The organism is Amycolatopsis sp. CA-161197, assembly GCF_050942255.1.
Taxonomy (GTDB): Bacteria; Actinomycetota; Actinomycetes; order Mycobacteriales; family Pseudonocardiaceae; genus Amycolatopsis.
Window position 1 is genome coordinate 7968424 of record NZ_CP192059.1, and the last position, 26520, is coordinate 7994943.

Consider the following 26520-nt stretch of genomic DNA (forward strand, 5'->3'; position numbering starts at 1 on the left):
CTCAGGAAACCCCGGCCAGCCACCCGATGACGAGCTCCGCCAGCGCCTCGCTGTTGTCCTCGCTCATCAGCATGTGCCCGTTGCCCGTGTGCTCCGGATCGTCGAGGAAGCGGTAGGTGACGTCGGCGCCGTGCGCGGACAGCCACTCGGCGGTGGCGGCGTCGGCCGCACGCGGGTGGTCCGTGTCGCGGTCGCCGGTGAGCACCAGCACGGGCTTGCCGTCGAAGCGGCCGGCCCCGCGCAGCTGGCTGCCGCGCAGATTCTGGCGCTGTGCAAGGAGCCCGGCGGGGATGGGGCCGAGCTGCCGGCTGTAGGTCGCCACCGCGTCGGCCGGAAACCGCGTGCTGGCGCCGATCATCTTCGCCCGGGCGAACGCGTCGCTCGGCCACCACAGGCCGCGCTTCGGGAGCCGCCAGCGCAGGGCCAGGCCCTGGATCTCGACGTCGTCCGCGGTCTCCTCCAGCACGGCCGGCTCCGGCTGGATGTCACCGGGCGGGCCGGGCGCGAGCGCGACCAGCGCGGCGATCCGGTCCCCGTGCGTGGCCAGCAGGCGGAACCCGAACGGCCCGGACATCGAGTGCACGACGAGCACCACCGGCTCGTCCTGGTCGTCGAGCAGCGCACCCAGCGCGGCACAGACGACCTCGCCGGTGACCTCGTCCGGCGGCAGCGACGTGCTGCGCCCGGTGCCGGGCCAGTCCGGCACGAGCACCCGGTGGCCGTGCCCGGCGAACGTGTGGGCCCAGCCCGGGCGGCCGTCCGGAGTGGACAGATAACACGCACCGGTCACGCTGCCGCCGTGCACGAGGACGACACTGCGCGCCGGTGCGTGGTCCGGGCGCAGCTCGTCGTAGTACAGCGGTGCCAGGAAACCGGTGCGGTGCCTCACGCCGTGGCCTCCAGCAGCGCCTTCGCGAGCTCCGCCGGGTGCGTGAGCATGGCCTCGTGGCTGCCGGGGCACTCGACGATCCGCGGGTCGGCCAGGCGGTTCGCCGACCGCTCGTAGGCCGTCTTCGGCACGGCCTGGTCCTGCTGCAGGAAAACGTAGCTGCTGGGCACGCCCGAGGTGAAGAACCGCGAAAGCCGGACGGGCTCGGTGAGCCAGCCCAGCGGGCTCGGCACGATCCGCGCGGCCACGCTCGCGGCGAGCGCCTCGTCGGCGTCCTGCAGGAACGCGCCCAGGAACATCTCGGGCGGCAGCGTCACGGAGTTGTCGCTGCTCTGCCCGGCCAGCGCGGTGACCGCGCCGACGAGCTCGTCGGGCAGGAGGTCGTTGATGCACTCGCCGTCGGCCAGCACCCACGCGTCGACGAACACGGTGCGCTCCACGCGTTCGGGCTGCCGTTCCGCGACGAGCTGGATCACCGGTCCGCCGCCGCTGTGGCCGACGAGGACGAACCGGTCGAAACCCTGGCCCTCGATCCGGCCGATCAGGTCGTCGACCATGGTGGTGAGCGTGATGCCGGAGCGGTCGACGTCGCCGTCCTCCTGCCCGCGCAGGGTCGGCGCGAACACGTCGTGACCGGCGGCGCGCAGCTGCTCGGCCACGCCGTCCCACGCCCAGCCGCCCTGCCACCCGCCGTGGACGAGCACGATCTTCATGGGAGCTCCTCGTTGAGTATCTACTGTGGACAGTCTTACGCCTGCAGCGGTTCCCGCAACCCGGCGGGCAACGCGCGGGCGTGCCCCACCTCGACGGCGTCGCGGGCGGTGCCGAGGTAGTGGCGGCTCACGTCGTCGTCGGCGAGCAGGGCCGCCGCGGTGTCGGTGCGGGTGATGGAGCCGTTCTCCATCACCACGCCGTGGTCGGCGATGCCGAGCGCGGCGGCGGCGTTCTGCTCGGCGAGCAGGATCGTCACGCCGTCGCGCGCGAGCTGCTGCAGCACGCCGAGGATCTCGGTGACCAGCAAGGGCGCGATGCCGAGCGACGGTTCGTCGAGCAGCAGCACCTTCGGTTCCCGCACGAGCGCCCGCGCGATGGCCAGCATCTGCTGCTGGCCGCCGGACAGCAGCCCGGACTGGCGGGTGGCGAACTCACGCAGGATCGGGAACAGGCCGTAGACGCGCTCCAGCCGCTCGGTCACCGCCGTGCCGCGCACCCCGGTTCCGTGCAGCCCGACCTGCAGGTTCTCCGCCACGGTGAGGTCGCCGAACAGCTGCCGCCCGGCCGGGACCAGGCACACGCCGCGGCGCGCCACCTCGTGCGCGGCGAGCCCGGCGACCGGTTCGCCGCCCAGCGTCACCTCCCCGGCGGCCGGCCGGTGCAGGCCGGCGAGGCACTTGAGCAGCGTGGTCTTGCCCGCGCCGTTGGCGCCGATCATCGCGACCATCTTGCCGTCGGGGACCTCGCAGGACACGTCGTGCAGCACGCGGGTGGAGCCGTAGCGGGCGTCGAGGCCGCGCACGGTGAGGTTCATGGCTTCACTCCCAGATAGGCCTCGATCACGGCCGGGTCGGCCTGCACGCGCTGCGGCACGTCGTCGGCGATCACGCGGCCGGCGTCGAGGACGGTGACGTGGTCGCTCACGGTCATGACCAGCTCGATGTTGTGCTCGATCACCACCAGCGAGATGCCGCCCGCGCACACGGCCCGCAGCGCGGCCGCGAGCTCACCGGTCTCCGTGTCGTCGAGCCCCGCCGCCGGTTCGTCCAGCAGCAGCAACGTCGGCCCGCCCGCGAGACCCCGTGCGACCTCGACCAGCCGCTGGGCCCCGGCGGGCAGCTCACCCGCGAGGCTGTCGGCGAACGCGCCGAGCTCCAGGAACTCCAGCAGCTCGTCGGCGCGGCGGCCGAGCGCGCGTTCCTCGCGGCGGGTACGCGGCAGGCGCAGGCCGTCGGAGAGGAACCGCGCCCGGGTGAAGCGGTAGCCGCCGAGCATCACGTTCTCGCGCACGGTCAGCGTGCCCACCAGCCGCGCGGACTGGAAGGTGCGCGCGAGGCCGAGCCCGGGCAGCCGGTGCGGGCGGATGCCGGTGATGTCGTGGCCGGCGAACTCGACGCGGCCTGCGTCGGGCGCGGTGAACCCGGTCATGAGGTCGAGCAGCGTGGTCTTGCCGGCGCCGTTGGGGCCGATGATCGCGCGCACGGTGCCGGGGGCGACGGTGAAGCTCACGTCGTCGACCGCGGTCACGCCGCCGAAGCGGCGGGTGAGGCCGTGCACGGCCAGCAGCGGGGTCTCGGTGGTCATCGCTGCACCGCTTTCTTGACCGCGCCCCAGATCCCGCGCGGCAGGTAGGTGATCACGAGGATGAGCACGACCCCGGCCACGAACGGCGACCAGGACGCGAAGCTCTGCCCCACCTCCGGCAGCCCCTGGATCACGAGCGCGCCCAGCAGCGGCCCGACGATCGTGCGCGCGCCGCCCAGCGCGAGCATGATCACGATGCTCAGCGCCACCGTCACCCCGACCACCTCGGGCGAGATGAACCGCAGGTAGAACGCGTAGAGGCTGCCACCGAGCGAGGCGTAGACGGCGGAGACCACGAACGCGCTGGTCTTGTAGCGCGCCGCGTTGATGCCGAGCATCGTCGCGGCCGCGGGGTCGGCGGCGATGGCCGACAGCGCGCGCCCGGTCTGGGAGCGCTGCAGGTTGCCGACGAACCACGCGCCGAGCCCGCACACCACGAGCAACAGGTAGTAGTTGGCCTGGTCGCTGAACACGTCGAACGTGCCCAGGCGCAGGCTCGGCACGCCGACCAGCCCCGAGGGCCCGCCGGTGAACCCGGTGAGCCCCGACGCGAGCGACTCGGTGATCACGGCCAGCCCCAGCGTCGCCAGCGCGAGGTAGTAGCCGCGCAGCCTCAGGAACACCGTGCCGAGCCCAGCCGCGACCGCCGCCGAGACCACGGCCATCACGATCATCGCCACCAGCGTCGGCCAGTGCCAGCGCAGCGTGAGCAGCCCCGCGCCGTAGCCGCCGATCGCCATGAACAGCGTCTGTCCCAGCGAGACCTGGCCCGCGTACCCCATGAGCAGGTTGAGCCCGAGCACGATCAGGAAGAAGATCCCGGCGATCACGAGCAGGCCCAGCCAGCCCGGGACCAGCAGCGGCAGCACGAGGGCGACCACCACGGCGACGGCCGCGAGGACCAGCCGCTGCGGCGACCGGCCACGGCGGACCTGCGGGCGGGCCGCGGTCGTGGGGGTGGTCTTTTCCTGCGTCGTCATCGGCGCACCTCGCTCGTCTTGCCCAGCAGCCCGGTCGGTCGCACGAGCAGGAGCACGATGAGCACGGCCATCGCGATCACCTGCGCGAGGTCGCCGCTGGTGTAGCGGCTGAAAAGTCCTTGCAGCAGACCGAGAACCAGCCCGCCGACGACCGCGCCGGCCGTGCTGCCGAGGCCACCCGCGACCGCCGCGATGAACCCGGCGACCGCGTACGGCGTCACCGTGGAGAACTGGAGGAACGTCGCCGGGATGACCGTCGTGCCGGCCAGCGCCGCCATCGCGCCGGCGAGGCTGAACGCGATCAGCCGGATGCGCCCGACGTTGATCCCTTGCAGCGCGGCGGCTTCCGGGTTGCTCGCCGTCGCGCGCATGGTCAGCCCGAGGCTCGTGCGCTGCACCAGGAACCACAGCGCCGCCACCGTCACCACGAGCGCGCCGATGATCCACAGGTACTGCGACACGATGCGGACCCCGCCGATCGTGATCGCCGTGTCGCCGCTGAACGGCTGCATCGTGTACGGCAGGTTGCCCCACACGAGCAGCAGCAGCCCGCCGATGGCCTGCAACAGGCCGACGGTGACCAGCAGCATCCGGTCCGGCGTCGCGCGGGCCGCGGCCGGCGCCATCACCAGCCGTTCCACCACGGCCATGAGCAACGCGAAGAGCGGCACCACGATCACCACGGTGACCAGCGGCGGCACACCCAGCCACTGCTGGATGGACACGGCCAGCAGCGCCGCGAGCACCACGAACCCGCCCTGGGCGAGGTTGATGATGCGGCTGATCGAGTAGACGAGCGAGACGCCCAGCGCGATCAGCGCGTACACGCCCCCGTCGGCGAGGCCGCCGACGATGACCTGGATCAGTCCGGACATGGCCGTGCTCATCTCCCCACGAAGGTCAGCCGGCCACCGGTCGCGCGCACGATGCCGACGTCGTCGGCGCCGATCCCGCGGTGGTTGTCCCGGGCGAACGAATAAGTGCCGACGACACCCGAGACCCCGCGCAGGCTCTCCAGCGCGTCACGGGTTCCGGCGACGTCGCCGTGGGCCTTCTCCAGCGCCTGCGCGACGAGCAGCACGCCGTCGTAGGCGACGCCGGGGCCGAAGTCGGGGTCGGCGCCGTAGCGGGCGCGGAACTCGTCGTGGTAAGCGCGTTCCAGCTGCTGTACTTCGGTGCTGGTGTTCTGCTGCTGGAACCAGAAGTCGCGCGTCGCCGGGATGAGCAGCGTGTCCGGCGTGTAGTCGGCGATGCGGCGCAGGAACGCGTAGGTGAGGTTGCCGTCGGTGGTGGCGACCGGGAGCTTGAGTCCCATCTGGTCGATGCCCTTGAACGCGACACCCGCGGCGGCCCCGCTGCTCCAGACCACCAGCGCCTGCGGCTTGCCCGAGGTGGTGGCCTGCAGCTGAGACGTCACCGACACCGCGGTGGGGCTGTAGCTGGCTTGTCCCACCACGGAAACGCCCGTGTGCGCGGCGGCCGACTGGATCGCGTGCGCGCCGTCGAGGCCGCTCGCGTCGGTGGTGTAGATCAGCCCGACGCGCGTGATGCCCTGGCTCTTCCAGTACGCCAGCAGCCGTTCGGCGAGCGTGTCGGTCGGCGCGCTGGCCGACCACTGGTACGAGCCCGGTTTCGGCTTCACGCCGGGGGAAAGGCAGTAGTCGATCAGCTGCGCGCTGGACGCCAGCGGGATCACGGCCTGGCACGGACCCGACAGCGACGGCCCGACGAGCGCGTCGACGCTGCCGAGCATCTTGCGCGTCTGCAACACGGCCTGCGCGGGATTGCTCTGGTCGTCGGCGGTGCGCAGCCGCAGCTGCTTGCCGTTGACGCCGCCGCGCGCGTTGATCTGGTCCACTGCCAGCTGCGCGCCCTGCAGCTCGCCGACGCCGAGCTGGCTGCCGGTGCCGGTCTGGCTGGTGATGAGGCCCAGGGTGTAGGCGGAGCCGTCGGAAGCGGCTGAGGCGGAGCAGCCGGCCGTGGCGAGTGCGAGAGCCGCGAACACGAAGCCGAAGCGGCGCCGTGGTGGGGACGGTCTCGACGGCGGGGAGAACTGAACAGCAACGGTCATTGTTCACCAGTCTTCTGCGATGAAGAAGTGCGCTCTGTCTAACAGAGGTTTAGAACAGGGTCAAGGCACAGGTTCGCCGTGCGTTCCCAGCGTTTCCGAACGGTTGCGGACCGCGTTTTCCGCGCCTCGCAAAAGCCGAGCCGTCTTCGAGTTCTTGGCTGCCGGACAGGGGTTCGGAGCGCGAACCGCCCGCGGCACGGCGATCACCGCGCCCCGCCGGGTTCGCCGCTTGCCGTACGATTCTGCTATGAAGAAGCCCGCTCTCGACCCCGCCGGCGCGCACTCGCCCGCACCGCAGTACCCGATCGACTCGGTCGACAAGGCGCTTCGGATCCTCCTGCTGCTGGGGGATCGCCCCGAGCTGCGGATGACGGACGTCGCCGAGTACCTGGGTGTCGCCTCCTCCACCGCCCACCGGCTGCTGGCGATGCTGCAGTACCGCGGCTTCATCCGGCAGGACGCGCGGACGAAGACGTACCGGCCGGGCACCTCGCTCACGGCCGTCGCGTTCGCGATCCTGCAGCGGTTCGACGTGCGCGAAACGCTGCGGCCGTTCCTCGAGAAGCTCAACAACGAGTTCGCCGAGACCGTGCACCTCGCGATCCTCGACGGCACCACGGTGCGGTTCATCGAGGCCATCGAAAGCCCGCGCGCGGTCCGGGTGGCCTCGCGGCTGGGCCAGGCGATGCCCGCCAACTGCACCTCGACCGGCAAGGCGCTGCTCGCCGAGCTGTCCACCGAGGACCTGCGCCGGATGTACCCGGACGAGCGGCTGGAGACGCTCACGCCGAACTCGATCGGCACCCGCGCCGAGCTGGAGCTGGAGATCGAGAGCGTGCGCCGGCGCGGGTACGCGACCAGCAGCGAGGAGAGCGAGGAAGGCGTGGCGTCGGTCGCCGTCGCCTTCCCCGCCGGGAACCTCCCCGCGCGGCTCGCGCTGAACGTCTCGCTGCCGGTCGGGCGGCTGTCGCGCGCCGAGGTCCGGCAGATCGGCGAACGTCTCAAGGAGACGGTCGCCGAAGCCACGCCGCTGCTGCATTAACCGCTGGTGCTCTGGCCGAGCCGGGCGAGCTCGTGGCGCCACGCCACGCCCTCGTTGAAGGCCGGCCCCAGGTCGGGCAGCTCCGCCAGATCCTCCGGTGGCAGGTCGGCGAGCCGGCCGCCGGCGCTCACCACGTCGAGCGCCATCCGCGCGAGCGCGTCCACGGACAGCGCGCGCAGCACGGCTTCCTGCACCGAACCGCCACTGCTCGTGAGCCCGTGCCCGCGCAGCAGCACGACCGGCCGGCCGGCCATCGCCGCCACCATTTCCTTCGCCAGCGTGCGGTTGCGGACCAGGACCCCGCGCGGGTACACGGGCACGCCGCCGGCCGCGAGCTTGGCGCCGGGGATGTCGTAGGCGCCGACGATCGGCCGGATCGCCAGCCCCGCCAGGTCCGCCGCGACGACCGACGGCGGGTGGGCGTGCACCACGGCCTGCACCTCGGGGTCGGTGCGCAGCACCTCGGTGTGCAGGGGCAGCTCGTTGGGGACCGACCAGCCGTCGAGCTCACCCGCCGCGGCGGCCGCGCCGTCGAGGTCGACCAGCCGGATGTCCTCGGGTGACGTCCACGCCAGCCCTCGTTCCTGCGGTCCGCGGCAGCGGACGAGCAGACGGCTGTCATCGATGCGCAGGGAAACGTGGCCCAGGAAGCCTTCCGCCAGCCCGCGGGCGGCGAGCACACGACAGGCGTCGGAGACGAGCTGCCGTTCCTTCGGAAACTCGGTCATGCGGCGCTCACCGGGGCGATCAGCTTGTCCAGCACGGAAAGTCCTTCCTCGTAAGGGGTTCCGGCGGTGATGAGCCGCCGTGCGGCGACGAGCAGCTTCGGCCAGTTCACCGTGACGGCCGCGGAAAGCCGGCCGGTTTCGTCGCGGTAGAGCGCGGCGAACCGCGGCGGGTCGGTGGCGGGGTCGCCCGCCAGCTCGAAGCCGGTGGCGCGGCTCGGCCGTCCGGCGATCTGGATCTTCCAGTCGTACTGGTCGCTCCACGCGTATTCGGTCGGCCGGTACTGCACCGGCTCGTCCGGGTGGACGACGTTGTGGGCCACGCAGGCCGCCTGCTCGACGGCGTTGGTCCAGTGCTCCACGCGCACGTGTTCGCCGTGGCCGGCGTGGAACCAGCGGGCGACGTCGCCGACGCCGAAGATCTCCGGGTGCCCGGTGGCGTGGCAGAACTCGTCGCACACGAGGCCGTTGTCCAGCTCCAGCCCCGAACCGGCGAGCCACTCGACCGACGGCACCGCGCCGATGCCGACGACCACCGTGCCCGCGGGCAGCACCGTCCCGTCGGTGAGCGTGACCTCCAGCGCGCCCACGCGGCCGGACACGGCCTGGACGCCGGTGCCGAAGCGCGTCTCGACGCCGTGGCGCCGGTGCACGTCGCCGACCAGCCGGCCCACTTCGTCACCGAGCACGCGCCCGACCGGCGCCGGCAGCGGGTCGACGACGGTGACCGCGCGGCCGGCGGCGTGGGCGGTGGCCGCGACCTCGGCGCCGATGAACCCGCCGCCGACGACCACGAGCGGCCCCGGTTCGGCGAGCGCGTCCTTCAGGCCCGTGCCGTCGGCGAGGGTGCGGAGCACGTGCACGCCGGATTCGGCGGCCCACGGCGACGGCCGCGCGGTGGCGCCGGTGGCGATCACCAGGGTGTCGTAGCCGAGGGTCGTCCCGTCGGCCAGCTCGACGGTGCGCGCGGCCGGGTCGAGGCCCGTCGCCGCGACGCCGAGCCGCAGCTCGATGCGTTCCGCGGCGGCTTCCTCCTCCGTGAGCAGCGCCAGCCGGTCGTGCTCCCACGCACCGGCGAGGAACTGCTTGGACAACGGCGGTTTGTCGTAGGGCAGGTGCGGCTCGGCTCCGACGAGCACGATCCGGCCGTCGTGGCCCTGCGCCCGCAGGGCCTGCGCCGTGCGGACGCCACCCACCGACGCGCCGACGATCACGACCGTGCTCATCCGTCGACCACCCCCAGCGCCTTGACCGGGCAGCTGCGCGCGGCCGCTTCGACGCGGGCGCGGTCGGCCTCGGGGATGGTTTCGGTCAGCAGGACGACTTTGCCGTCGTCGTCGATGTCGTAGACGTCGGCGGCGGTGGTGAGGCAGTTGCCGTAGCCCTGGCAGAGGTCGGTGTCGGCGGTGAGCTTGGCCATCGGTCTTTCCGTTTCGGGTTCAGGATCGTTTGCGGGGCGCGGAAACGCCGATGCCGCCGTCGGGGTGGACGGCCTGACCGGTGATGCCGCGGGCGCGGTCGGAGGCGAGGAACACGTAGCTCCACGCGTGGTCCTCGCCGCTGAGCGCCACGTGCAGGGGCACGCGGGCGGCGAGCTCCTCGGCCCGCCGCGGCGCGTCGCCGAGACTGCGTTCGGCGGTGCCGAGACTGGGCAGGCCGCGCAGGTCGGTGCCCAGCGTGCCGCCGGGCGCGACGCCGTTCACGCGGATCTCCGGCGCGAGGTCGTGCGCGAGCGCGGTGACGAGCCCGCGCACGGCGAACTTCGACGACAGGTACAGCACGCCGCCGCGGCCCGGGTAGTACGACGACGTCGACTCGGTCAGCAGCACCACGCCGTGGCCCGAGCGCTTCAGCTCCGGCAGCGCGGCCTTCACCGAGTGCAGGTGGCTCTTGACGTTGGTGCGGAACATCTCGTCGAACGCGTCGTCGAGCACGGCGGCGTCGAGGTCTTCGATGCTGCGGTAGAAGTCGAACACGCCGACGCAGTTGACGAGCACGTCGAGCCCGCCGAACGCGGCGACGGCGGCGGCCACCGCGGTGTCGTTCGCCGCCCGCGTGGTCGCGTCGCCGACGGTCACCGGCACGTCCGGCACCTCGGCTTCGAGCGCGGCCGCCTTGGCCGCGTCGCGTTCGAGCACGGCGACCCGGGCGCCTTCCGAGCGGAACGCGTCGACCACGGCCCGGCCGATGCCCGAGCCGGCGCCGACGATCAGCGCACGCCGGCCCTCCAGCCAGCCGGTCACGCGTCCTCCCCCGAGTCCGGCTCCGCCGCCACGAGCGGGCCGAATGGGTGGCCGATCATGGCGGAGAACGTCTCGGTGTTCTGCCAGGTCAGCGCCTCCAGCTCCAGCGGGCACAAGGCCACCCACTGGCCCGACTTCGGCGACTCGATCAGCAGCCGGGCGCCGTTGCGCGTGTCGACGCGCCGCACCAGGATCTCGGCGAACTCGTTGCCGAGCCGGATCACCTCGCCCGTGGTGCGGGCGACCAGTTCGTCGTGTTCCGCGGCAGCCGCGGCCGCCGCGCGGGCGTCCTCGGCCTCGCCTTCCCAGGAGAGGTTCACAGGAAGATCGCCAGGTTCTGCATGCGGATCACCGAATCGTCGACGAGGATCGTGCGCCGTGCGAGCTGCCAGCCGTCGGAAGTCCGGCGCAGCAGGTCCTCGCGGCCGGCCGAGACGATCGAGCCGGCCAGCACGTCGCCGCGGCTGCGGAACAGCAGCGTCGCCGATTCGACGACCAGGTGGTCGTCGTCCTCGGTCGCGAAGGTGCGCACGTTGGACAGGTGGTGGCGCAGGCGCGAAGGCGGGTCCTCGGTCCAGGCGTGCTCGGTCAGGAACCGCGCGACGCGCCGCGACAGCGAGTACTTGTCCTCGTCGAAGTGCGCCATGCCCGGCGCGGTGTCGAAGCCCGCGCCCAGCGCGGTGGTCACGCGCACCGGCATCAGATAGTGGATGTCCTCGGTGAGCGTGGTGAGCCACTGCTCGTAGTCCTGCGCGTCGAGCAGCCACGCCTCGTCGACCAGCCACTGGTGGGCCTGCAGGTGGCGGGCGTCGTCGAACGGCAGCGGCCGGCCGGTGCGCTGGATGCGCGACGCGTGCGCGCCGAGGGCGGAACGGCTGGAGTGCGTCTCGGTGGTCATGCCTGCACCGCCTCGGCGGTCTCGGCCGGCGCGCCGACCTCCAGGGCGGTGGCCGATTTCGTCGGCTGTTCGAGGTAGTCGGCCCAGCGGTTGAGCAGCTCGCGCTGGTTGTACTCGCCGTAGCCGGTGTGCGCGACGCCCGGGCCGTGGAACTGCTCCGGGGTGAGGGCGGGCACGACCTCGGTGTCGTCTTCGAGGATGCCCATGCGGCTGTTGAGCTTGAGCCGCCGCGCCATCGAGCCGGCGGCGGTGTTGGTGAGCGAGACCCAGTTCTCGACGTCGTCCTGCTCGAACATGCCGGTGGAGCCGAAGCACATCAGGTAAGCCTTGTAGGACAGGGCCTTGTACTCCTCGGGCGCCTCGGCGTCGACCGCGAACCAGGACAGCACCTCGGTCTCGTTCTCGCTGATCGGCTGCCACTGCCGAACGGAGATGAACGGCAGCACGTCGTCGGAATCCGCGACGCGCGGCCAGTTGTGCACGAACGACAGGTTCGGGAACACCGACGCGGCGGAGATCATGAAGCCGTCCTCGCCGATCACCTGCTGCTGGGCCTCGGAGAACGTGGTCTTCATGCGGTCGACCATCTCCTGCGGGTAGCCGACGTAGCGCGTGCGCTCGTCGAACCCGCCCGGCGGCAGCTTGTAGGTCGTCCCGCCGCCGTTGCCGGCCCAGTACGTGGCGCCGTCCTTGCGCTTCTCCGCCTTCGGCTCGCGGAACAGGCCGATCTCCACGACGGAGGTGTGCGTCTGCGGCGTGTGGTACATGTCGCCGGCGAAGTTCTCGGCGCCGATCTTCCAGTTGGCCTTCACGCGCCAGCGCTGCGGGCCGCGCAGCTCGATGCCGCTGGGGCTCTGCTTGGTGTAGAAGTCCAGGTAGAAGCGGAAATCGCCGAGGAAGTCCACCAGCGGCGGAGCCTCCGGGTCGAGCGAGATGAAGATCATCCCGTTGTAGGTGTCGAGGTTCGGCGCCGGCAGCAACCGCTGGCCCTTGCGCTTGAACCCGGCCTCGCCGCCGTAGGCCTCCTGGTGGAACGGCAGCCCGACGATCCGGCCGTCGTTGCGGTAGGACCAGCCGTGGTACGGGCACCGGAAGTGCGACGCGTTGCCCATCTCCGCACGGCAGACCTGCATGCCGCGGTGCAGACACATGTTGAAGTGCGCCCGGATCTCGCCCTTCTCGTCGCGCGTGACGATGAACGAGTCGTCCAGCACGCGGCGCACCACGTAGTCGCCGGGCTTGGCGATCTCCGACTCGTGGGCCACGAAGAGCCACGCCCGGCCGAAGACGCGTTCCCTCTCCAGCTCGAAGATCTCCCGGTCGTTGTAGATGTGCGCCGGGATCATCCCGCGCCGCACGTCGGACAGGGTGCCGGACTGATCCGTCATCGTCGACTCTCCTCAAACCCGCAAACTCTGTAGAGCAGAACTAACCTCTGAACAGTAGAGCAGACGCGGAGATCGGGAGTCAATTGCCGGGCCCGACCTCGCCGTGCGAGCCAGGACACGCCGAAGAGCGCCGCCGAGGACAGCTCGGCGGCGCTCTTCGGATGGGTGTGGCCGGTTACTCGGGCTTGCGGTACCGGCGCGCGAGGAAGGCCAGGACGTCTTCCACGAACCGCTGCGCGTGCTCGATGTTGGGCAGGTGGCCGCACTCGCTGTACACGCGCAGCTCGGCGTCGGGGATGCGCGCGGCGATCTCGTCGGCGTACCCGGGCTCGCGCAGCGGGTCCTCGGCGCCGGCGATCACCAGCGTCGGCACGACGAAGCGTTCGTAGGCGATCGGGTCCTTCTTGCCGAAGTGCTCGCCGCCGTGGTCCGGCGTCACCGGTTTCGGCGGCCGCAGCCGTGCGGACGCCGCGCACTCCCAGGCGCCGGGTTCGAGGCTCATGCGGTGGCGCCGGCGCACGTACTCGGGATCGTCGGCCCAGCGGCTGGAGTACATCGCCGTGCGCAGGATCCTCGCCATCCCGGCTTCGGTGAGGTCGTAGTCCTGGATGGCGGCGCGGGCCTCGTTGAACGGGATGAACCCGCCGCCGCTGGCCAGCACCGCCGCGGCGGCGGGCAGCAGCGGCGCGTCGGACGCGAGGTCTTCGGCCAGGTAGGTCCCGCCCATCGAGTTGCCGACGAAAGCCGCGGACTCGATGCCCAGCGCCCGGACGGTGGCCGCGATGTGCCGCACGCGCCGGCCCTTCGGGTCGGCGAAGTCGATCACCTTGTCGGTCTTGCCGTAACCGAGCCAGTCGGGCGCGTACACGTGATACCCGGCGCCGGCCAGGCCCGGGATGGTCTCCGTCCACGAACCTTCGGCCGACGACCCGTACTCCCCCGAGTGCAGCAGGACCACGGGCGGCCCGTCGACCGGCCCCGCCTCGAGGTAGTGGGTGCGCATGCCGTCGACGGTGACGAATCGGCTCTCGGCCACGGGTCCTCCTCTGCGGTGGGTCCCCGGAGGATCGCCGCGCGGGCCGTCCTCCGTCAGCGACCTGGCTCCCGTCCGGGTGTAACCCGAGGCACACGACCCCCGCTCGACCTGGGGTTCCCGACCTGGGTGCAGCCGTGACCCGACCCAGGTCACTGCGGTTTCGATCAAGCCGGTGAACCCTGGCCTGACCGTGCTGGAACCCGCTTCGAGGAGAAGCCCATGTCGACGTCACACACCCGGCGCTACGTCCTCGCCGCCCGGCCCGCCACCACGACCGGACCACTCGACGAGGGGGTGCTGCGCTACGAGGACCACGCGCCCGTGCCCGCGCTGCAGGACGGCCAGGTGGTGGTGAAGGTCGGTTGGCTGTCGCTGGACGTCGCCACCCGCGGCTGGATGAACGACGTGCGCAACTACCTGCCGCCCGCACCGCTGGGCGAGGCGATGCGCGCGCTCGGCGCCGGCGTCGTCACCGAGTCGCGTTACCCCGGCCTGGTCGCCGGCGACCGCGTGTCCGGGCTGCTGGGTTGGCAGGAGGACGCGGTGGTCGACGGCTCGACCCTGCGGAAGGTGCCCGACGGCGTGCCGCTGCAGGCCGCGCTGCACGTGCTCGGCATCTCCGGCCAGACGGCCTGGCTGGGCCTGCACGACATCGGGCAGCCGAAGCCCGGTGAGACGGTGGTCGTCACCGCCGCGGGCGGCGCCGTGGGCTCGATCGCGGTGCAGCTCGCCGTCGCCGCGGGCGCCCGCGTGATCGGCGTCGCGGGCACGCCGGAGAAGTGCGATCTCGTGCGGTCGCTGGGCGCGGCCGACTGCGTGAACTACCGCACGCAGGACGTCGAAGCCACGATCGCCGAGCTCGCCCCCGACCGCGTGGACGTCGTGTTCGACAACGTCGGCGGCGCCACCCTCGACGCCCTGCTGCCCCACCTCGCGGTCAACGCCCGCGTCGTCCTCTGCGGCGCGGTCTCCCGCTACGGCAACGGCGGCCCGGTCCCGCTGCGGAACTGGTTCCACCTGCTGCCGAACCGCGTGCGCATGGAGGGCTTCATCTACATGGACCACGCCGCCCGCTTCGACGAGGTCGAGGCCGACCTCCTGCCCCGTGTTCGCGCCGGCGAGCTGCGCTGCCAGGAACACGTGATCGACGGCCTGAAGTCCGCCCCGGACGGCATTCAGGTCCTGCTGAACGGCACCAACAACGGCAAGGTGCTCGTGCGGCTGGGCGACTGACCCATCCCCTCAGCTCGCCCGGTTCACTCGCCCGAGGTCTTCGAGGTGTCCAGCCCCGCGGCCACACCTTCGAGGACCTCGGGCCGCACGATCAGCAAGCCGCCCTTCGGCAGTCGGCGCAGCACACCGCGTTCACGCAGGGACCGCAGCGAGCGCGCCACCACCTCGCGCACCGAGCCCACCGACTGGGCGAGCTCGTGCTGGTCCGCCATCACCACGAGACCCTCCGGCTGCCGCACCGCCAGCTCCAGCAGGTGGCGGCTGACGCGCTGGTCGATGGTGCCGAAGACGTTGGCGCCCAGGGTGTCGATGACCTCGTAGCAGACGCGCGCCATCTGGCGGGCCAGTGACCACGCGACGCGCGCGTCGGTCTGGCCGAAGCGGCGCAGGGTCTCGGGGTTGAGGAACGTGATGCGGCATTCGGTGATCGCGTAGCCGAGCCACGGCGAGCCGTTGGCGATCGCCGAGGTGAGGCCGAGGATCTGGCCGGCGCCGGCGTAGCGCACGGTGGCGGTGCGGCCGTCGGGTCCACTGAGGACCACGCGGGTGAGTCCGGAGTGGATCAACGCCAGCGTGGGGCGGTTGTTCTCGCCGATGACGTTGCCGGCCGGGACGGTGACCACGAAGGCTTCCGCGAGCATCGCGTCGCGGACGTCCTCCGGCAGCTCGGCGAGGTGGCTGTGGCGCCACGCCTCCAGCGACCCGCCCAGTGCCCCGCCGCTGTGCACCGCGTACATCCCGGTACCTCCTGGCCGGCCGGTCGATTTCGAACCCACTCGACTTTACCTGTCGCCGCGACCACGGCAAACGCGGTCGCGCAGCTGCCTTGACAGCGAAGTTACGAAAGGTAAGCTACGGTTCGTAACTTAGTCGGGGTTCGAGCCGGCGATCCGACAGGAAGAGGGCCATGCGGAGTCATCTCAACGGCATCGACCACTGCTGCGTGCTGGTCCGGGACTTCGACCGGGCGCGGGACACGTTCACCCGCCTGGGGTTCACCGTGTCCCCCTTCGGCCGGCACACCGCCGAAATGGGCACCGGCAACCACAACGTCCTGTTCGAGCAGGACTACTTCGAGCTGCTCGGCGTCCGGGAACCCACCGGGTACAACGAGGACATCCGCGCCGCGCTGAGCGTGCGCGAGGGCATCGCGGCCGTCGCGCTGCGCACGGACGACACCGCGGCGGCGGCCGCCGAGTGGCAGGCCGCGGGCCTCGCCACGACGGAACCCCAGACCGTGCGACGGCCGGTCGAGCTCCCCGACGGCACCGAGGCCGAGGCGGTCTTCTCGATCGCCCGGCTCACCGACGTCCGCGGGTACCTGCAGCTGTTCTCCAGCGAGATCCGGACGCCCGAGCACACGTGGCTCCCGGAGCTGATGAAGCACCCGAACACGGCCTGGGGCATCGACCACGTCGCGATCGTCGCCGAGGACGCCGCGGCGTCCGCTGCGGATGTTGCCCGCGTGTTCGAAACCGAACCCGAAGCGCACGCCGGGACGATCTCGGTACCCACCGGCGGCAGCCCGATCGTCTACCTCGGCCCGGCCTCGTTCGCCGCGACCTACCCCGGCATCGCCCTGCCACCGGCCGGGCTCACGGTGCTGGCGGTCAAGGTGTCCGACCAGGACACCGCCGCTGCGCACCTTCGCACATCCGATGTTCCTTTCACGACAACAGAAGGCGGTCTTGTGGTGGCACCCGAACACGCGAACGGGGTCCTGCTGGTGCTCCGCGCCGCCGCGCACGCCGGGGAGGACGCGTGAAGTCGTCGAACTACAAGCGGCGCACCGTCGGCGACCGCGCGCTGCGTCCGGAAACGCTCATGATGGGGTTCGGATATTCCCCCGCGTTGTCCGAAGGCGCACTCAAACCACCGGTTTTTCTCACCTCGACGTTCGTTTTCGAAACCGCGCAACAGGGCAAGGACCAGTTCGACCTCACGTCCGGCCGGCGCCAGGCCCGCGACGGCGAACAGGCCGGCCTCGTCTACTCCCGCTTCAACAACCCGAACTTCGAGATCCTGGAAGACCGCGTCGCCGTCTGGGACGACGCCGAACGCGGCGCCGTCTTCGCCTCGGGCATGGCCGCGATCGCCACCACGCTGCTCACGTTCTGCAAGCCCGGCGACGTCGTGCTGCACTCGCGCCCCCTCTACGGCGGCACGGAAACCCTGATCCGCAACACGCTTTCCGCCTTCGGGATCGGTTCCGCCGGCTTCACCGACGGCACCGACGCCGCGCACGTCGAGGCCGCCGCCGACACGGCGATGGAGCAGGGCACCGTCAGCGTGCTCTTCGCCGAGACCCCCGCCAACCCGACGGGCGGGCTGATCGACCTCAAGGTGCTCTCGGCCGTCGCGGACCTGATCGGCACGCGGCAGGGCAAGCGGCCGCTGGTGATCGTCGACAACACGTTGCTGGGCCCCATGTTCCAGCAGCCCCTGCGCCACGGCGCCGATCTCGCCGTCTACTCGCTGACGAAGTACGCCGGCGGCCACAGCGACCTCATCGCGGGCGGCGTCACCGGCAGCGCCGAGCACGTCGGCCGGATCGTGCAGACACGCAGCGCCCTCGGCACTCAGCTCGACCCGAACACGTGCTGGATGCTGCTGCGGTCGTTGGAAACGCTGCAGATCCGGGCCGAGCGAGCGGCCGCCAACGCGCTGCGCCTGGCCGAGTTCCTGCGTGACCACGACAAGATCGCCCAGGTCGACTACCTCGGATTCCTGACCGCCGACGACCCCCGCAAAGCCGTGTTCGACCGCCAGTCCACCTCGCCGGGCTCCACGTTCTCCTTCTACGTCAAGGGCGGCGAGCGCGAGGCGTTCGCGTTCCTCGACCGGCTGCAGCTGTGCAAGCTGGCCGTGAGCCTGGGTGGCACCGAGACGTTGATCTGCCACCCCGCCTCCACCACGCATTCGGGTGTGCCGGCGCCGCTGCGCGAGGAGATCGGGCTGACGGACTCGCTCGCGCGGATCTCGGTCGGCATCGAGAACGTCGACGACCTCATCGCCGACCTCACGCAAGCGCTGGAGTTCTGATGCCCCGCGCCGCTGCCGAGGGCTGCTCGCTGGAGTACGACACCGTCGGGCCGGAGTCCGGCGAACCGCTCGTGGTCGTCCAGGGCCTCGGCGACCAGCTGACCAAGTGGGCCGACGGCTTCCCCCAGGCCCTGGCCGCGCGCGGGTTCTTCGTGATCCGCTTCGACAACCGGGACGCCGGCCTGTCCACCAGCTTTTCCGAAGCGGGCGCCCCGGACCCGAGCGGGTCGGCAAAACCGCCCTACCGCCTGGAGGACATGGCCGCCGACGTCGTGGCGGTGCTGGACGCGGCGGGCGTGGGCCGCGCCCACCTCGTCGGCGCCTCGATGGGCGGCATGATCGCCCAGCTCGTCGCGGCCGGCCATCCACATCGGACACTGTCGTTGACGTCCGTCATGTCCTCCACAGGCAATCCGGCACTGCCGCCCCCGACGCCGGAAGCCGTCACGGCGCTCACCGCCCCGGCGCCCGACCCGGCGGACGAGAAGGCCTACCTCGACCACGCCGCGGCGGCGGCCCGCACGTTGGGCAGCCCGGCCTACCCGTACGACGAAGCCGAGCTCCGGGCGACCCTACTGTCCACAGTGCACCGCGCCCACAACCCGGGCGGGGTGCAACGCCAGCTCGCCGCCCTCCTGGCCGACGGCGACCGCCGCGCCAGGCTCCGGCACATCACCGCACCCACGCTGGTCATCCACGGCGCCGACGATCCCCTGATCCCGCCGGCCGCCGGCGAGGACACCGCGTCGACCATCCCCGGCGCCCGGTTGCTCGTCCTCCCCGGCATGGGCCACAACCTGCCCCGCGAGCTCTACGACCGGGTCGCCGACGCGATCGCGCAGCTCGCCGCGACCGCAGCCTGACCAGCCGCCCGCGCCGCACCCCCGCGGGCGGCTTCAGCTGTCCCGGACCACGGCCAGGATGATGCGCCCCACCGCGTCGATCGCCCGCGGTCCCGGCAGCCGGCCCGCGATCGCTTCCCGTGACAGCGATTCCGCCGCGCCGATGACCCCGAACACCACGGCGCGGTCCAGCTTGCCCGGCACGAACCGGTGCAGCGCTTCGAGGTACAGATCCACGTAACGCTCACGCCCGGCGTGCAGCACTTCCTCCATGTCCGGACTGGTCGACAGCGCCGCCGTGATCGCGCCGTACTCCTGCCCGATGTGCAGCACGCACCCGACGTACGCCTCGGCCAGCAACGCGGCCGCTTCCTCGAGCGTGCGCACCTTCGTGTCGAGCGCCACCCGCACCGCCTCGGACTGCTGCTCGTCGACCCGGTGGTACAACGCCTTCACCAGCCCAGCGCGCGTCTCGAAGTGCCCGTAGACGATCGGCTTCGTCACGCCCGCCTGCTCCGCCACGCGCGCCAGCGTCAGCGCGTCGGCCCCGTCCGCCCGCACCACCGCCGCGGCCGTGTCGAGCAACTGGCCGTGCCGCTCGTCGTACGACATCCGCCGTCCGGCCACGAATCCTCCAGCCCGCCGTAAGTTACGAAACGTATCTTACGCGACAGCGGCCCTGGGGTCGCGGAGCCGCGGGGCTCAGCCCTGGGCGAAGACCGCCAGCGGGTCGGTGTGCCGCGGCAGCCAGCCCAGCTCACGCTCCGCCTTGGCCGGCGTCAGCTGCTGGTCGAGAGCGAACGCGTCCGCGATCGGGCCCATCTCGGCCCGCGCCTGCTCCAGCGAGATCGAGGTGGTCTTGCCGGCGAGGCCCGCGGCGTGGGCGCAGGCCTCGGCCACCTGCTTGGCGGTCGGGTTGACGCCGCCGACGCCGACGTAGACGGAGCCGGCCGGCGCGGCGAGGGCGGCGACGTACAGCGGTGCGAGGTCGTCGATGTGGACGAGCGCCCAGTGGTTGGCACCGTCACCGATGTAAGGGATGGCGCCGTTCTTCTTGCCGGGCTGGACGAAGAAGACGTCGATCAGGCGGTTGTCGCCGCCGTAGAGCAGGCCGGGCTGCACGATGACGGGGCGCCCGCCGTGGGCCAGCACGGCGTCCTCCACCGGCTTGCGCCACGCGACCGCCGCGGGCGGGTTCCAGGGCGCGGTCTCGTCGACGACGCCGTCGGTGTCGCCGTAGACCCAGGTGCCGCCGGTGTGCACGTAGGTGCCGGCGCCGACGCCGTCCTGCATCGCGGTGGCGGCGGCGAGATCCTCGTCGCCGGATTCGGCCTGCGCCAGGTGGATCACGGCGTCGGCGCGAGCCGCGGCGTCCTTCAGCACGGCCAGGTCGCCGAGACCGCCGCGCACCGCCGTAGCGCCGGCCGCCACCACGGTCGCCTCCGCGCGATCGCTGCGGGCAAGCGCGTCGACCGTGTGCCCCTGCTTCACCAGCTCGGCGATCGTGGCCTGTCCGATGTAGCCGGACCCGCCGGTCAAGAAGACCCTCATGACAACTCCCTTGTGCTCACAATGGATACAGAACAACTGTGCGTCGGAACGGTGGCGCACGTCCAAGACCTGTTTCGCTCGCTGTGATACCTCCTGGGCATCACTTCGCGGCGAGATGCCGCACGAACCAATCGCGCGCCGCCCGCGAAGCGACCTTGAAGCCCTCGCCCGTGTACGCGTCGAAATGGCCGCCCGGCAGGAAAAGGATGTCCTTCGGCTCGGCCGCGCGGGAGTACGCGACGGCCGCGAGGTTGCCGCCTGTCAGGCCGTCCTCGCTGCCGACGATCATCAGCAACGGCGTCGGCGTGACCTCCGGCAGGTACTTCGCCGGCTCGTAGCAGTAGAAGTTGTCCAGGCTGCGCAGCGTGACCTCGTTGGGCCAGGAGGGATCCAGCTCGGCTCGCGCGCGGGTGAACCACTCGTACGAATCCCGCGTCGGCAGGCCGACGAGCTGCCCGGGGTCGGTGCCGACGACCGGGATCGTCGCGGCGGCTTCCCCGCGAGCGCGGGCCCGGCGGTCGGCCGTGAACACGTCCGGCCCGACGACCTGGTTGTCGACCCGCGCGAGGTTCGCGTAGGTCGCGCGGCCGCTGACGAACGGCGCCTGCGTGACCACGGCCTTCACCCGCCGGTCCATCGCCGCGACGACACAGGCGTGCGCACCCGAGAAACTGGTGCCCCACACGCCGATGCGGCAGGGGTCCACATCGGACCGGTTCTGCGCGTGGGTGATGGCGTGCCGGTAGTCACCGACCTGCACCCAGGGGTCGATCTCGTGCCGGGGCTGGCCGGGCGCGGCCTCCGAATCGCCCCAGCCGCGATTGTCGTAGAGCAGCACCGACAGCCCGCCCGCGGCGAAGACCTCGGCGAACCGGTCGAGGTACATGCGCCTGGTCGAGCTCCAGCCGTGCGCCATGACCACACACGGCGCGGGCCCGCTGACCCCCTCAGCCTCGTAGAACCAGCCGCGCAGCAACGCTCCTTCGGCATCGAACTCGATGTCATGACGCATGAGTGCCTCCTCGGAAACGGGGTTTTCTAACGGATTTGCTCGCCGACGAAAGCCGCGACGTCCTCGATCTCCCGGCCCCGGACGTCGTGGCCCAGGCAGGGGTAGACGTGACTCTCGACGGTGGCGTGCCCGGCCAGCCACCGCCGCGTCCGGGCCAGCGCCGCCGCCGGGATGACACCGTCTTCCCGGCCGCGGCCCCACAAGACAGGCGGCCGCGTGGCGCTCAGGAGCTCGTCACCGGGCTGCTCGTCGCGCACGACGAACCCCGCCAGGTTCACGCCGTACGCGAAGCGCGCCGGCGCGTGCCGCATCAGCTGGTGGACCATGGCGCCACCCTGGGAGAAGCCGAGCAGCCCGATCGACGGCGCGTCGACCGTCTCCAGCCACGCCAGGACATCGAGCGCCGCCGCGTTGGCGACCCGAGGCCGAGGATCACCGATCGAGTTGCCCTGGCTGGGAAACCAGGCGTACCCGCCGGCCTCCGGGATGCGCGCCCGCACCGACGCGACCACGACCTCCGCCGGCAGCACCGGCGTGATCAGCCGGTGCAGGTGCGTTTCGTCGTAGCTCCAGCCGTGCAGCATCACCAGCAACGGCCGTGACCTGCGCGCACTCTCCACTTCGGACCACAGCACCGCGCCGCGGTCCATCCCGGGTTGCCTGCTCATCTCGCTCCCGTCGTCGATCACCTCGACTGTGCGCCGGGCGCGCGAGCCGCGTCCAAGACCTGTTCCGCGTTCTGTGATACCTCACGGGTACCACCGCAGGTCCGCGGGCTTGAAATTCCCCCGCCGGCGACGAACACTGAGTGGGTGAACTCAGAATCGCCGCGCGCGGGGCGGCCGCTCGGCTTCGACCGCCACGAAGCCCTGAACAGCCTGATGACCCTGTTCTGGCACGTCGGCTTCGACGGCGTCACCCAGCAGCAGATGGCCGCGGCGACGGGACTGTCCACGTCGAGCCTCTACAACTCCTTCGGCACGAAGATCGAGATCTACCGCGAAGCCGTCGACGAGTACCTGGTCCTCATGCAGGACGTCCTCGCTCCGCTGCAGCAGGGCGAGCGCGGTAGCGAAGACGTGCTCGAAGCGTTGTCCCGCCTGGAATCCGTGCTCGACGGCCCGAACGCGGGCTTCGGCTGCCTGGCCACCACGGCGATGGCCAAGCCGGTCGACGAGCACGTCGCCACCGCGACCCGGCGCTACCGCGAGCAGCTCCGCGCCGGATTCCTGGCCGCCCTCGAACGCGGTCGCGAGCTGGGCGAGTCCACCGCCGACCCGGCCGTGCTCGCGGATCTGCTCACCGCGACCGTGCTCGGCACGCTCACCATCGCACGCGCCGATCCCGACGGCCGCGAGCTGGCCGCCCAGCTGAAGTCGTTGCGGGCGTTCGTGGAGAACAGGCGCGCCTGAGGTTCAGGCCGCCAGACGCGCGTGGCGCAGCAGGGCTTCGACGGCCCGGTCCACGTCCGCCTCGTCGCTCGCCCAGTCCGAGACCGAGATGCGCATGAGCCGCTCACCGCGGTAGGTCGTCCCGCTGAAGAACGCCGTGCCCTCGGCCCGAACGCCCGCCATGACGGCATCGGCGAGCCGGCCGTGGTCGCCGTCGGGCGCGAGCCAGCGCACGAGGACCTGGTTGGACACGACGTCGTTCACGATCTCGGCCTGGCCGCTCGCCCCGAGCCGGTCGGCGAAGCGGCGGGCCAGCCCGATGGTCCGCTCGACCAGGTCCGCCACGCCGTCGCGGCCGAGCGCCCGCAGCGTCGCGTAGACACCGACACCCCGGGCCCGCCGGGAGAAATCGGGTCCCCAGTCCATCGGGTCGCGACCACCCTCGCCCTGTTCGAGGTAGGCCGCCTGCACGCTCATGGCCGCCCGGTGCGCGGACGCGTTGGCGCAGATGGCGATTCCGCAGTCGTAGGAGACGTTGAGCAGCTTGTGCCCGTCGGTCGACCACGAGTCGAGGCGGCCGAGGCCCGCGGTGCGCGCCGCCATCGCCGGCGCCGCGGCGGCGAGCAGCATCACGGCGCCGTCGACGTGGACCCACGTCGGATTGCCGGCGGCTCGGTGGGCCTCGGCGAGGTCCGCCACGGCGGCGAAATCGTCGAAGCTGCCGGTGTTCACGTTGCCGCACTCGACGACGATCATCGTCGGCCCGTACACGGAGGCCAGCACCTTCTCCAGCGCGTCGGGGCGCATGTTGTCCTGGTCGTCGCAGTCCACAGTGACCAGCGCCCGCTCGCCGAGGCCGAGGAACCGCAGCGCCCGCAGCACGGTCGAGTGCGCACCGGACTTCACCACGACGGTGATCCGCGGGGCGCCGACGAGACCGTCGGCCTCGACGTTCCACCCGGCGTCGCGCAGCACCTGGTGCCGGGCCGCCGCGAGGCAGGTGAACGTGGCCATCTGCCCGCCGGTGACGAACCCGACCGAGCTCTCGCCGGGCAGCCCCAGCAGGTCGACCAGCCACTCGGCGGCGAGCTCCTCCGCGACGGCGACACCCGGCGTCGACGGGTAGAGCGAAGCGTTCTGGTCCCACGCTGTAACCAGCACGTCCGCGCCGAGCGCGGCCGGGTGCAGGCCGCCGACGACGTAACCGAAGTAGCGCCCGCTCGCCTGCGCGGCCACGTAGGGCTCCAGATCACGAGCGAGCTCGTCGACGACCCGCACCGCGTCGAGGCCTCGCGTCGTCGGCGGGCGGTCGAGCGCGGTGCGGATCGTCGCGTGGTCCGCGGTCGGGAACACCGGCCGGTCCGGCAGCGAGCCGAGGTAGTCCAGCGCGGCCGTGCTCGCCGCGTCGAGCACGGATTTCCAGTCTGACTCCTGCACGGTTCCTCCTGCGGTCGCCGGCACGGCGAGGACCGGCAACGTCCACGCAGGACAGCCGGCACCGGGAATCTGAGTTGTCCAACTCAGATCGCGGCCATTCTGCGTTGGCGCACTCAGAACTGTCAAGGCTCCCGTTGCCGGGACGGTTTCAGCCGCGCTCGGCCAGCGCCTTCAGCAGCGCTTCGGCGGCCTGCTCACCCGAGGCCGGGTTCTGGCCGGTGATCAGGTTGCCGTCGACCACCACGTACGAACCCCAGGCCGGACCCGAGGAGTACTCGGCGCCGGCGTGGCGCAGCCGCTCCTCCAGCAGCCACGGCGCGTTCTGCGCGAGGCCGACCTGCTGCTCCTCCTCGTCGGAGAACGCGGTGAGCTTGCGGCCCTTGAACAGCCAGCCACCTTCGGGGTCGCCGGCGGAGAAGAAGCTTGCCGGGCCGTGACACAGCGACGCGACCACCTTGGACTCGTCGGGCAGCAGCGCGGCCAGCACGCGGGCGACGTCGGCGTTCACGGCCAGGTCCTGCATCGGGCCGTGGCCGCCGGGGATCAGCACCCCGTCGAACCCGGCCGAGTCCACGTCCTCGAGCCGCGCCGGCGACTGCAGCAGCTCGCGGTGGGCTTCGACGTACGCGCGCGCGTCGTCGACGTGGGCCTGGTTGCCGCCGTTGGCCTGCAGGCTGAGGCTCAGCTCGTCGACCGGGGCGGGGCGCCCGCCCGGCGTCGCGATGGTCAGCTCCACGCCCGCCGCGGACAGAATGCGGTGCGGCACCACGAACTCCTCGGCCCAGAACCCGGTCGGGCGCTGGCTGCCGTCCTTCTGGCTCCACTTCGTGGCCGACGTGAGGATCACCAGCAGCTTGGTCATGTCTTCGTTCTCCTTGGGGATTTCCCGCGCTCCGGAGCGAGCCGCGGGCTTGATCACGTGTCATAGGCTATTCCCTGATGCATGTCACCTGGCAATGATCTGAGCGCTCTTGTGACTTGCTTAACAACTTAGGTCATGACACTTCGGTCGGCTACACTCGAGACCGGAGGTGGCGGCTGTGAAGGTGACGCTGGGTCCCGCGCGCGCCGGTGACGAGTGCGTGAGCTCGAACCTGCTGGTCGGGTTCGTGAACACGCGGGTGCACGGCAAACAGGCCGAGGAGCAGCTGGCCGACGGCGCCGCCGTCGCGAAGTGGTTCCAGGCCGTCGACGCGGGTGACTCCGCCGGCGCGACCGACGCCGACGCGGCCACCGCCCGCGAACTGCGCGACGCGTTGCTGGGCATCCTGCGCGCGCACGTCGGCTGCGACGAGGGCGTGGCGATGGTGGCCGAGTCCGAAGCCCACCTGCAGCGGGCCGCGGTGCGCTTCCCGGTGACCACGGTCGTCACGGCGGAGGGGTGCGAGCTGCACCCGACCGGCACCGGCGTCGACCGGTCGTTCTCGCACCTGCTCAGCGCGGTCGCCGACCTCGCCTCGCGGGGCGCGTGGCCGCGGGTGAAGGTGTGCAAGAACGACACGTGCTACACGGCGTTCTTCGACAAGACGCGCAACTCCTCGGCGCTGTACTGCAGCACGACGTGCAGCGGCCAGATGGCCACGCGCGCGTACCGCGAGCGGAAAAAGGAGTGCGCCGCTCGGTGATCGGCGGAACACAGCCGTCCATTCGGGAGTTGAGCGTGGCATGAGCCAACTCGTGGACCGCACGATCACCGCCCTTCGCGCCGAGCACGACACGCTCGCCGCCCTCGTCCGCACCCTCACCGACGAGCAGCTGGCCACCACCAGCGGCGCCGCCGAATGGACCGTCGCGCAGGCCCTGTCCCACCTCGGCAGCGGCGCCGAGATCGGCCGCGCGCCGATCGCCCGCGCCGCCGGCGAGACCGTGGCGGTCGAAGACAACCCGACGATCTGGGCCCGCTGGGACGGCTCCGCGCCGCGCGCGCAGGCCGAAGGTTTCCTGGAGCACAACGCCCGCTGGCTCGACACCGTCGAGGCGCTTACGCCCGAACAGCGCTCGTCGCTGACCGTCGACCTCGGCTTCCTGCCCGAGCCGGTCTCGCTGCTGACCGCCCTGGGCATGCGCCTCAACGAGGTCGCCAACCACTCGTGGGACGTGCGCGTTGCGTTCGACCCCCAGGCCGGCGTGGCAGCAGGCTCGGCCGAGGTGCTCGTCGACCTGATGGCCGGCCCGATCGGCTTCATGCTCGGTTTCTTGGCGAAACCGGCCGAACTCGGCAAGCCGGCGTCGGTCGCCATCCCGGGTGCCGGCCTGGTGATCGACGAAGCCGTGACGGTGGTGGACCACCTCGAGTCACCTTCGGCCACGTTCAACGGCCCGGCCGAAGCCTTCATCCGCCTGGTCAGCGGCCGGCTGAAGCCTCCGCACGACACCGGCGTGACCGTCGACGGCGCCCTCTCGCTCGACGACCTGCGCCGGGTGTTCCCCGGCTTCTGACGC

The 26520-nt window shown here is 71.6% G+C and carries 30 protein-coding genes; 8 read left to right on the forward strand and 22 right to left on the reverse strand.

What is annotated here, in order from left to right:
• Position 1: 1 nt before the first annotated feature.
• From ACQPXB_RS37610 to ACQPXB_RS37640, 7 genes are read right to left on the reverse strand one after another with little or no spacing between them, the layout of a single operon-like run.
• Entirely contained in the window at positions 2–889 is an 888-nt protein-coding gene (locus tag ACQPXB_RS37610) for an alpha/beta fold hydrolase (protein WP_432846332.1), read from the reverse strand.
• A complete protein-coding gene (locus ACQPXB_RS37615; RefSeq protein ID WP_432846334.1) occupies positions 886–1602 on the reverse strand; it encodes an alpha/beta fold hydrolase in 717 nt (238 codons plus the stop codon). Before ACQPXB_RS37615 ends, ACQPXB_RS37610 begins: the two co-directional genes overlap by 4 nt.
• 35 nt (positions 1603–1637) lie before the next feature.
• Entirely contained in the window at positions 1638–2417 is a 780-nt protein-coding gene (locus ACQPXB_RS37620) for an ABC transporter ATP-binding protein (protein WP_366582965.1), read from the reverse strand.
• The gene (locus tag ACQPXB_RS37625) at positions 2414–3187 is read right to left on the reverse strand and encodes an ABC transporter ATP-binding protein (RefSeq protein ID WP_432846336.1); all 774 of its coding nucleotides are present in this window, start codon (positions 3185–3187) and stop codon (positions 2414–2416) included. Before ACQPXB_RS37625 ends, ACQPXB_RS37620 begins: the two co-directional genes overlap by 4 nt.
• Positions 3184–4167, reverse strand: a complete 984-nt coding sequence (locus ACQPXB_RS37630) for a branched-chain amino acid ABC transporter permease (RefSeq protein ID WP_366582967.1) — start codon at positions 4165–4167, stop codon at positions 3184–3186. Before ACQPXB_RS37630 ends, ACQPXB_RS37625 begins: the two co-directional genes overlap by 4 nt.
• Positions 4164–5042, reverse strand: coding sequence for a branched-chain amino acid ABC transporter permease (locus ACQPXB_RS37635; RefSeq protein WP_220243261.1), 879 nt, complete (start codon positions 5040–5042; stop codon positions 4164–4166). The genes ACQPXB_RS37630 and ACQPXB_RS37635 overlap by 4 nt, the downstream gene beginning before the upstream one ends.
• 8 nt (positions 5043–5050) lie before the next feature.
• Positions 5051–6238, reverse strand: coding sequence for an ABC transporter substrate-binding protein (locus ACQPXB_RS37640; RefSeq protein ID WP_432846339.1), 1188 nt, complete (start codon positions 6236–6238; stop codon positions 5051–5053).
• A gap of 247 nt (positions 6239–6485) precedes the next feature.
• Between ACQPXB_RS37640 and ACQPXB_RS37645 the strand changes: the two genes are divergently transcribed.
• Positions 6486–7280 carry an IclR family transcriptional regulator gene (locus ACQPXB_RS37645; protein WP_366582969.1) on the forward strand — a complete coding sequence of 265 codons (795 nt, stop codon included), beginning with the start codon at positions 6486–6488 and terminating at the stop codon, positions 7278–7280.
• Here the strand turns inward: ACQPXB_RS37645 and ACQPXB_RS37650 are convergent.
• From ACQPXB_RS37650 to ACQPXB_RS37685, 8 genes are all read right to left on the reverse strand, one after another.
• Positions 7277–8008: a class II aldolase/adducin family protein gene (locus ACQPXB_RS37650; RefSeq protein WP_432846341.1), complete on the reverse strand. Its 732-nt coding sequence runs from the start codon at positions 8006–8008 to the stop codon at positions 7277–7279. The genes ACQPXB_RS37645 and ACQPXB_RS37650 overlap by 4 nt on opposite strands.
• A complete protein-coding gene (locus tag ACQPXB_RS37655; protein ID WP_432846343.1) occupies positions 8005–9231 on the reverse strand; it encodes an NAD(P)/FAD-dependent oxidoreductase in 1227 nt (408 codons plus the stop codon). Before ACQPXB_RS37655 ends, ACQPXB_RS37650 begins: the two co-directional genes overlap by 4 nt.
• On the reverse strand, positions 9228–9425 hold the full coding sequence (locus tag ACQPXB_RS37660; RefSeq protein ID WP_360599605.1) for a ferredoxin: 198 nt from the start codon (positions 9423–9425) through the stop codon (positions 9228–9230). Before ACQPXB_RS37660 ends, ACQPXB_RS37655 begins: the two co-directional genes overlap by 4 nt.
• A gap of 19 nt (positions 9426–9444) precedes the next feature.
• The gene (gene hcaB, locus ACQPXB_RS37665) at positions 9445–10248 is read right to left on the reverse strand and encodes a 3-(cis-5,6-dihydroxycyclohexa-1,3-dien-1-yl)propanoate dehydrogenase (RefSeq protein WP_366582972.1); all 804 of its coding nucleotides are present in this window, start codon (positions 10246–10248) and stop codon (positions 9445–9447) included.
• Positions 10245–10568, reverse strand: coding sequence for a hypothetical protein (locus ACQPXB_RS37670; RefSeq protein ID WP_366582973.1), 324 nt, complete (start codon positions 10566–10568; stop codon positions 10245–10247). Before ACQPXB_RS37670 ends, hcaB begins: the two co-directional genes overlap by 4 nt.
• On the reverse strand, positions 10565–11146 hold the full coding sequence (locus ACQPXB_RS37675) for a 3-phenylpropionate/cinnamic acid dioxygenase subunit beta (RefSeq protein ID WP_366582974.1): 582 nt from the start codon (positions 11144–11146) through the stop codon (positions 10565–10567). Before ACQPXB_RS37675 ends, ACQPXB_RS37670 begins: the two co-directional genes overlap by 4 nt.
• Positions 11143–12534: a Rieske 2Fe-2S domain-containing protein gene (locus ACQPXB_RS37680; protein ID WP_366582975.1), complete on the reverse strand. Its 1392-nt coding sequence runs from the start codon at positions 12532–12534 to the stop codon at positions 11143–11145. The genes ACQPXB_RS37675 and ACQPXB_RS37680 overlap by 4 nt, the downstream gene beginning before the upstream one ends.
• Positions 12535–12709: 175 nt before the next feature.
• A complete protein-coding gene (locus ACQPXB_RS37685) occupies positions 12710–13570 on the reverse strand; it encodes an alpha/beta fold hydrolase (protein WP_432846346.1) in 861 nt (286 codons plus the stop codon).
• Positions 13571–13789: 219 nt separating this feature from the next.
• On the opposite strand from ACQPXB_RS37685, the gene ACQPXB_RS37690 reads away from it, so the two are divergent.
• Positions 13790–14803: an NADP-dependent oxidoreductase gene (locus ACQPXB_RS37690; protein WP_432846348.1), complete on the forward strand. Its 1014-nt coding sequence runs from the start codon at positions 13790–13792 to the stop codon at positions 14801–14803.
• 23 nt (positions 14804–14826) lie between these two features.
• Here the strand turns inward: ACQPXB_RS37690 and ACQPXB_RS37695 are convergent, their stop codons facing one another.
• Positions 14827–15540: a Crp/Fnr family transcriptional regulator gene (locus ACQPXB_RS37695; protein ID WP_366582978.1), complete on the reverse strand. Its 714-nt coding sequence runs from the start codon at positions 15538–15540 to the stop codon at positions 14827–14829.
• 170 nt (positions 15541–15710) lie between these two features.
• On the opposite strand from ACQPXB_RS37695, the gene ACQPXB_RS37700 reads away from it, so the two are divergent.
• From ACQPXB_RS37700 to ACQPXB_RS37710, 3 genes are read left to right on the forward strand one after another with little or no spacing between them, the layout of a single operon-like run.
• Positions 15711–16568, forward strand: coding sequence for a VOC family protein (locus tag ACQPXB_RS37700; RefSeq protein WP_432846350.1), 858 nt, complete (start codon positions 15711–15713; stop codon positions 16566–16568).
• Positions 16565–17845 carry a cystathionine gamma-synthase family protein gene (locus tag ACQPXB_RS37705; protein WP_432846352.1) on the forward strand — a complete coding sequence of 427 codons (1281 nt, stop codon included), beginning with the start codon at positions 16565–16567 and terminating at the stop codon, positions 17843–17845. Before ACQPXB_RS37700 ends, ACQPXB_RS37705 begins: the two co-directional genes overlap by 4 nt.
• Complete coding sequence (locus ACQPXB_RS37710) at positions 17845–18708, forward strand: alpha/beta fold hydrolase (RefSeq protein ID WP_432846354.1); 864 nt, start codon at positions 17845–17847, stop codon at positions 18706–18708. The genes ACQPXB_RS37705 and ACQPXB_RS37710 overlap by 1 nt, the downstream gene beginning before the upstream one ends.
• Positions 18709–18741: 33 nt before the next feature.
• On the opposite strand, the gene ACQPXB_RS37715 is transcribed toward ACQPXB_RS37710, so the two are convergent.
• The 4 genes from ACQPXB_RS37715 to ACQPXB_RS37730 form a co-directional block, all read right to left on the reverse strand.
• Positions 18742–19314: a TetR/AcrR family transcriptional regulator gene (locus tag ACQPXB_RS37715; RefSeq protein WP_432846355.1), complete on the reverse strand. Its 573-nt coding sequence runs from the start codon at positions 19312–19314 to the stop codon at positions 18742–18744.
• A 75-nt stretch (positions 19315–19389) separates the two neighbouring features.
• Positions 19390–20238: an NAD-dependent epimerase/dehydratase family protein gene (locus ACQPXB_RS37720; protein WP_432846357.1), complete on the reverse strand. Its 849-nt coding sequence runs from the start codon at positions 20236–20238 to the stop codon at positions 19390–19392.
• Positions 20239–20338: 100 nt separating this feature from the next.
• Positions 20339–21250: an alpha/beta hydrolase gene (locus ACQPXB_RS37725; protein WP_432846359.1), complete on the reverse strand. Its 912-nt coding sequence runs from the start codon at positions 21248–21250 to the stop codon at positions 20339–20341.
• 26 nt (positions 21251–21276) lie between these two features.
• Positions 21277–21918: an alpha/beta hydrolase gene (locus ACQPXB_RS37730; protein WP_432846361.1), complete on the reverse strand. Its 642-nt coding sequence runs from the start codon at positions 21916–21918 to the stop codon at positions 21277–21279.
• A 144-nt stretch (positions 21919–22062) separates the two neighbouring features.
• On the opposite strand from ACQPXB_RS37730, the gene ACQPXB_RS37735 reads away from it, so the two are divergent.
• Positions 22063–22662, forward strand: a complete 600-nt coding sequence (locus ACQPXB_RS37735; protein ID WP_432846363.1) for a TetR/AcrR family transcriptional regulator — start codon at positions 22063–22065, stop codon at positions 22660–22662.
• 3 nt (positions 22663–22665) lie between these two features.
• On the opposite strand, the gene ACQPXB_RS37740 is transcribed toward ACQPXB_RS37735, so the two are convergent.
• Positions 22666–24078 carry a pyridoxal phosphate-dependent decarboxylase family protein gene (locus ACQPXB_RS37740; protein ID WP_432846365.1) on the reverse strand — a complete coding sequence of 471 codons (1413 nt, stop codon included), beginning with the start codon at positions 24076–24078 and terminating at the stop codon, positions 22666–22668.
• A gap of 148 nt (positions 24079–24226) precedes the next feature.
• Positions 24227–24997, reverse strand: coding sequence for a type 1 glutamine amidotransferase domain-containing protein (locus ACQPXB_RS37745; protein ID WP_432846367.1), 771 nt, complete (start codon positions 24995–24997; stop codon positions 24227–24229).
• Positions 24998–25118: 121 nt separating this feature from the next.
• On the opposite strand from ACQPXB_RS37745, the gene ACQPXB_RS37750 reads away from it, so the two are divergent.
• Together ACQPXB_RS37750 and ACQPXB_RS37755 are read left to right on the forward strand one after the other, a co-directional pair.
• Complete coding sequence (locus ACQPXB_RS37750; RefSeq protein ID WP_366587496.1) at positions 25119–25703, forward strand: CGNR zinc finger domain-containing protein; 585 nt, start codon at positions 25119–25121, stop codon at positions 25701–25703.
• A gap of 40 nt (positions 25704–25743) precedes the next feature.
• The gene (locus tag ACQPXB_RS37755; protein WP_432846370.1) at positions 25744–26517 is read left to right on the forward strand and encodes a maleylpyruvate isomerase family mycothiol-dependent enzyme; all 774 of its coding nucleotides are present in this window, start codon (positions 25744–25746) and stop codon (positions 26515–26517) included.
• Positions 26518–26520: the final 3 nt, after the last annotated feature.

Coding starts and splice junctions, on each gene's coding strand:
- ACQPXB_RS37615 (WP_432846334.1), bottom strand. CDS start 1,602: ATGAAGATCGTGCTCGTCCACGGCGGGTGGCAGGGCGGCTGGGCGTGG.
- ACQPXB_RS37620 (WP_366582965.1), bottom strand. CDS start 2,417: ATGAACCTCACCGTGCGCGGCCTCGACGCCCGCTACGGCTCCACCCGC.
- ACQPXB_RS37625 (WP_432846336.1), bottom strand. CDS start 3,187: ATGACCACCGAGACCCCGCTGCTGGCCGTGCACGGCCTCACCCGCCGC.
- ACQPXB_RS37630 (WP_366582967.1), bottom strand. CDS start 4,167: ATGACGACGCAGGAAAAGACCACCCCCACGACCGCGGCCCGCCCGCAG.
- ACQPXB_RS37635 (WP_220243261.1), bottom strand. CDS start 5,042: ATGTCCGGACTGATCCAGGTCATCGTCGGCGGCCTCGCCGACGGGGGC.
- ACQPXB_RS37640 (WP_432846339.1), bottom strand. CDS start 6,238: ATGACCGTTGCTGTTCAGTTCTCCCCGCCGTCGAGACCGTCCCCACCA.
- ACQPXB_RS37645 (WP_366582969.1), top strand. CDS start 6,486: ATGAAGAAGCCCGCTCTCGACCCCGCCGGCGCGCACTCGCCCGCACCG.
- ACQPXB_RS37650 (WP_432846341.1), bottom strand. CDS start 8,008: ATGACCGAGTTTCCGAAGGAACGGCAGCTCGTCTCCGACGCCTGTCGT.
- ACQPXB_RS37655 (WP_432846343.1), bottom strand. CDS start 9,231: ATGAGCACGGTCGTGATCGTCGGCGCGTCGGTGGGTGGCGTCCGCACG.
- ACQPXB_RS37660 (WP_360599605.1), bottom strand. CDS start 9,425: ATGGCCAAGCTCACCGCCGACACCGACCTCTGCCAGGGCTACGGCAAC.
- ACQPXB_RS37675 (WP_366582974.1), bottom strand. CDS start 11,146: ATGACCACCGAGACGCACTCCAGCCGTTCCGCCCTCGGCGCGCACGCG.
- ACQPXB_RS37680 (WP_366582975.1), bottom strand. CDS start 12,534: ATGACGGATCAGTCCGGCACCCTGTCCGACGTGCGGCGCGGGATGATC.
- ACQPXB_RS37690 (WP_432846348.1), top strand. CDS start 13,790: ATGTCGACGTCACACACCCGGCGCTACGTCCTCGCCGCCCGGCCCGCC.
- ACQPXB_RS37695 (WP_366582978.1), bottom strand. CDS start 15,540: ATGTACGCGGTGCACAGCGGCGGGGCACTGGGCGGGTCGCTGGAGGCG.
- ACQPXB_RS37700 (WP_432846350.1), top strand. CDS start 15,711: ATGCGGAGTCATCTCAACGGCATCGACCACTGCTGCGTGCTGGTCCGG.
- ACQPXB_RS37710 (WP_432846354.1), top strand. CDS start 17,845: ATGCCCCGCGCCGCTGCCGAGGGCTGCTCGCTGGAGTACGACACCGTC.
- ACQPXB_RS37720 (WP_432846357.1), bottom strand. CDS start 20,238: ATGAGGGTCTTCTTGACCGGCGGGTCCGGCTACATCGGACAGGCCACG.
- ACQPXB_RS37725 (WP_432846359.1), bottom strand. CDS start 21,250: ATGCGTCATGACATCGAGTTCGATGCCGAAGGAGCGTTGCTGCGCGGC.
- ACQPXB_RS37730 (WP_432846361.1), bottom strand. CDS start 21,918: ATGAGCAGGCAACCCGGGATGGACCGCGGCGCGGTGCTGTGGTCCGAA.
- ACQPXB_RS37755 (WP_432846370.1), top strand. CDS start 25,744: ATGAGCCAACTCGTGGACCGCACGATCACCGCCCTTCGCGCCGAGCAC.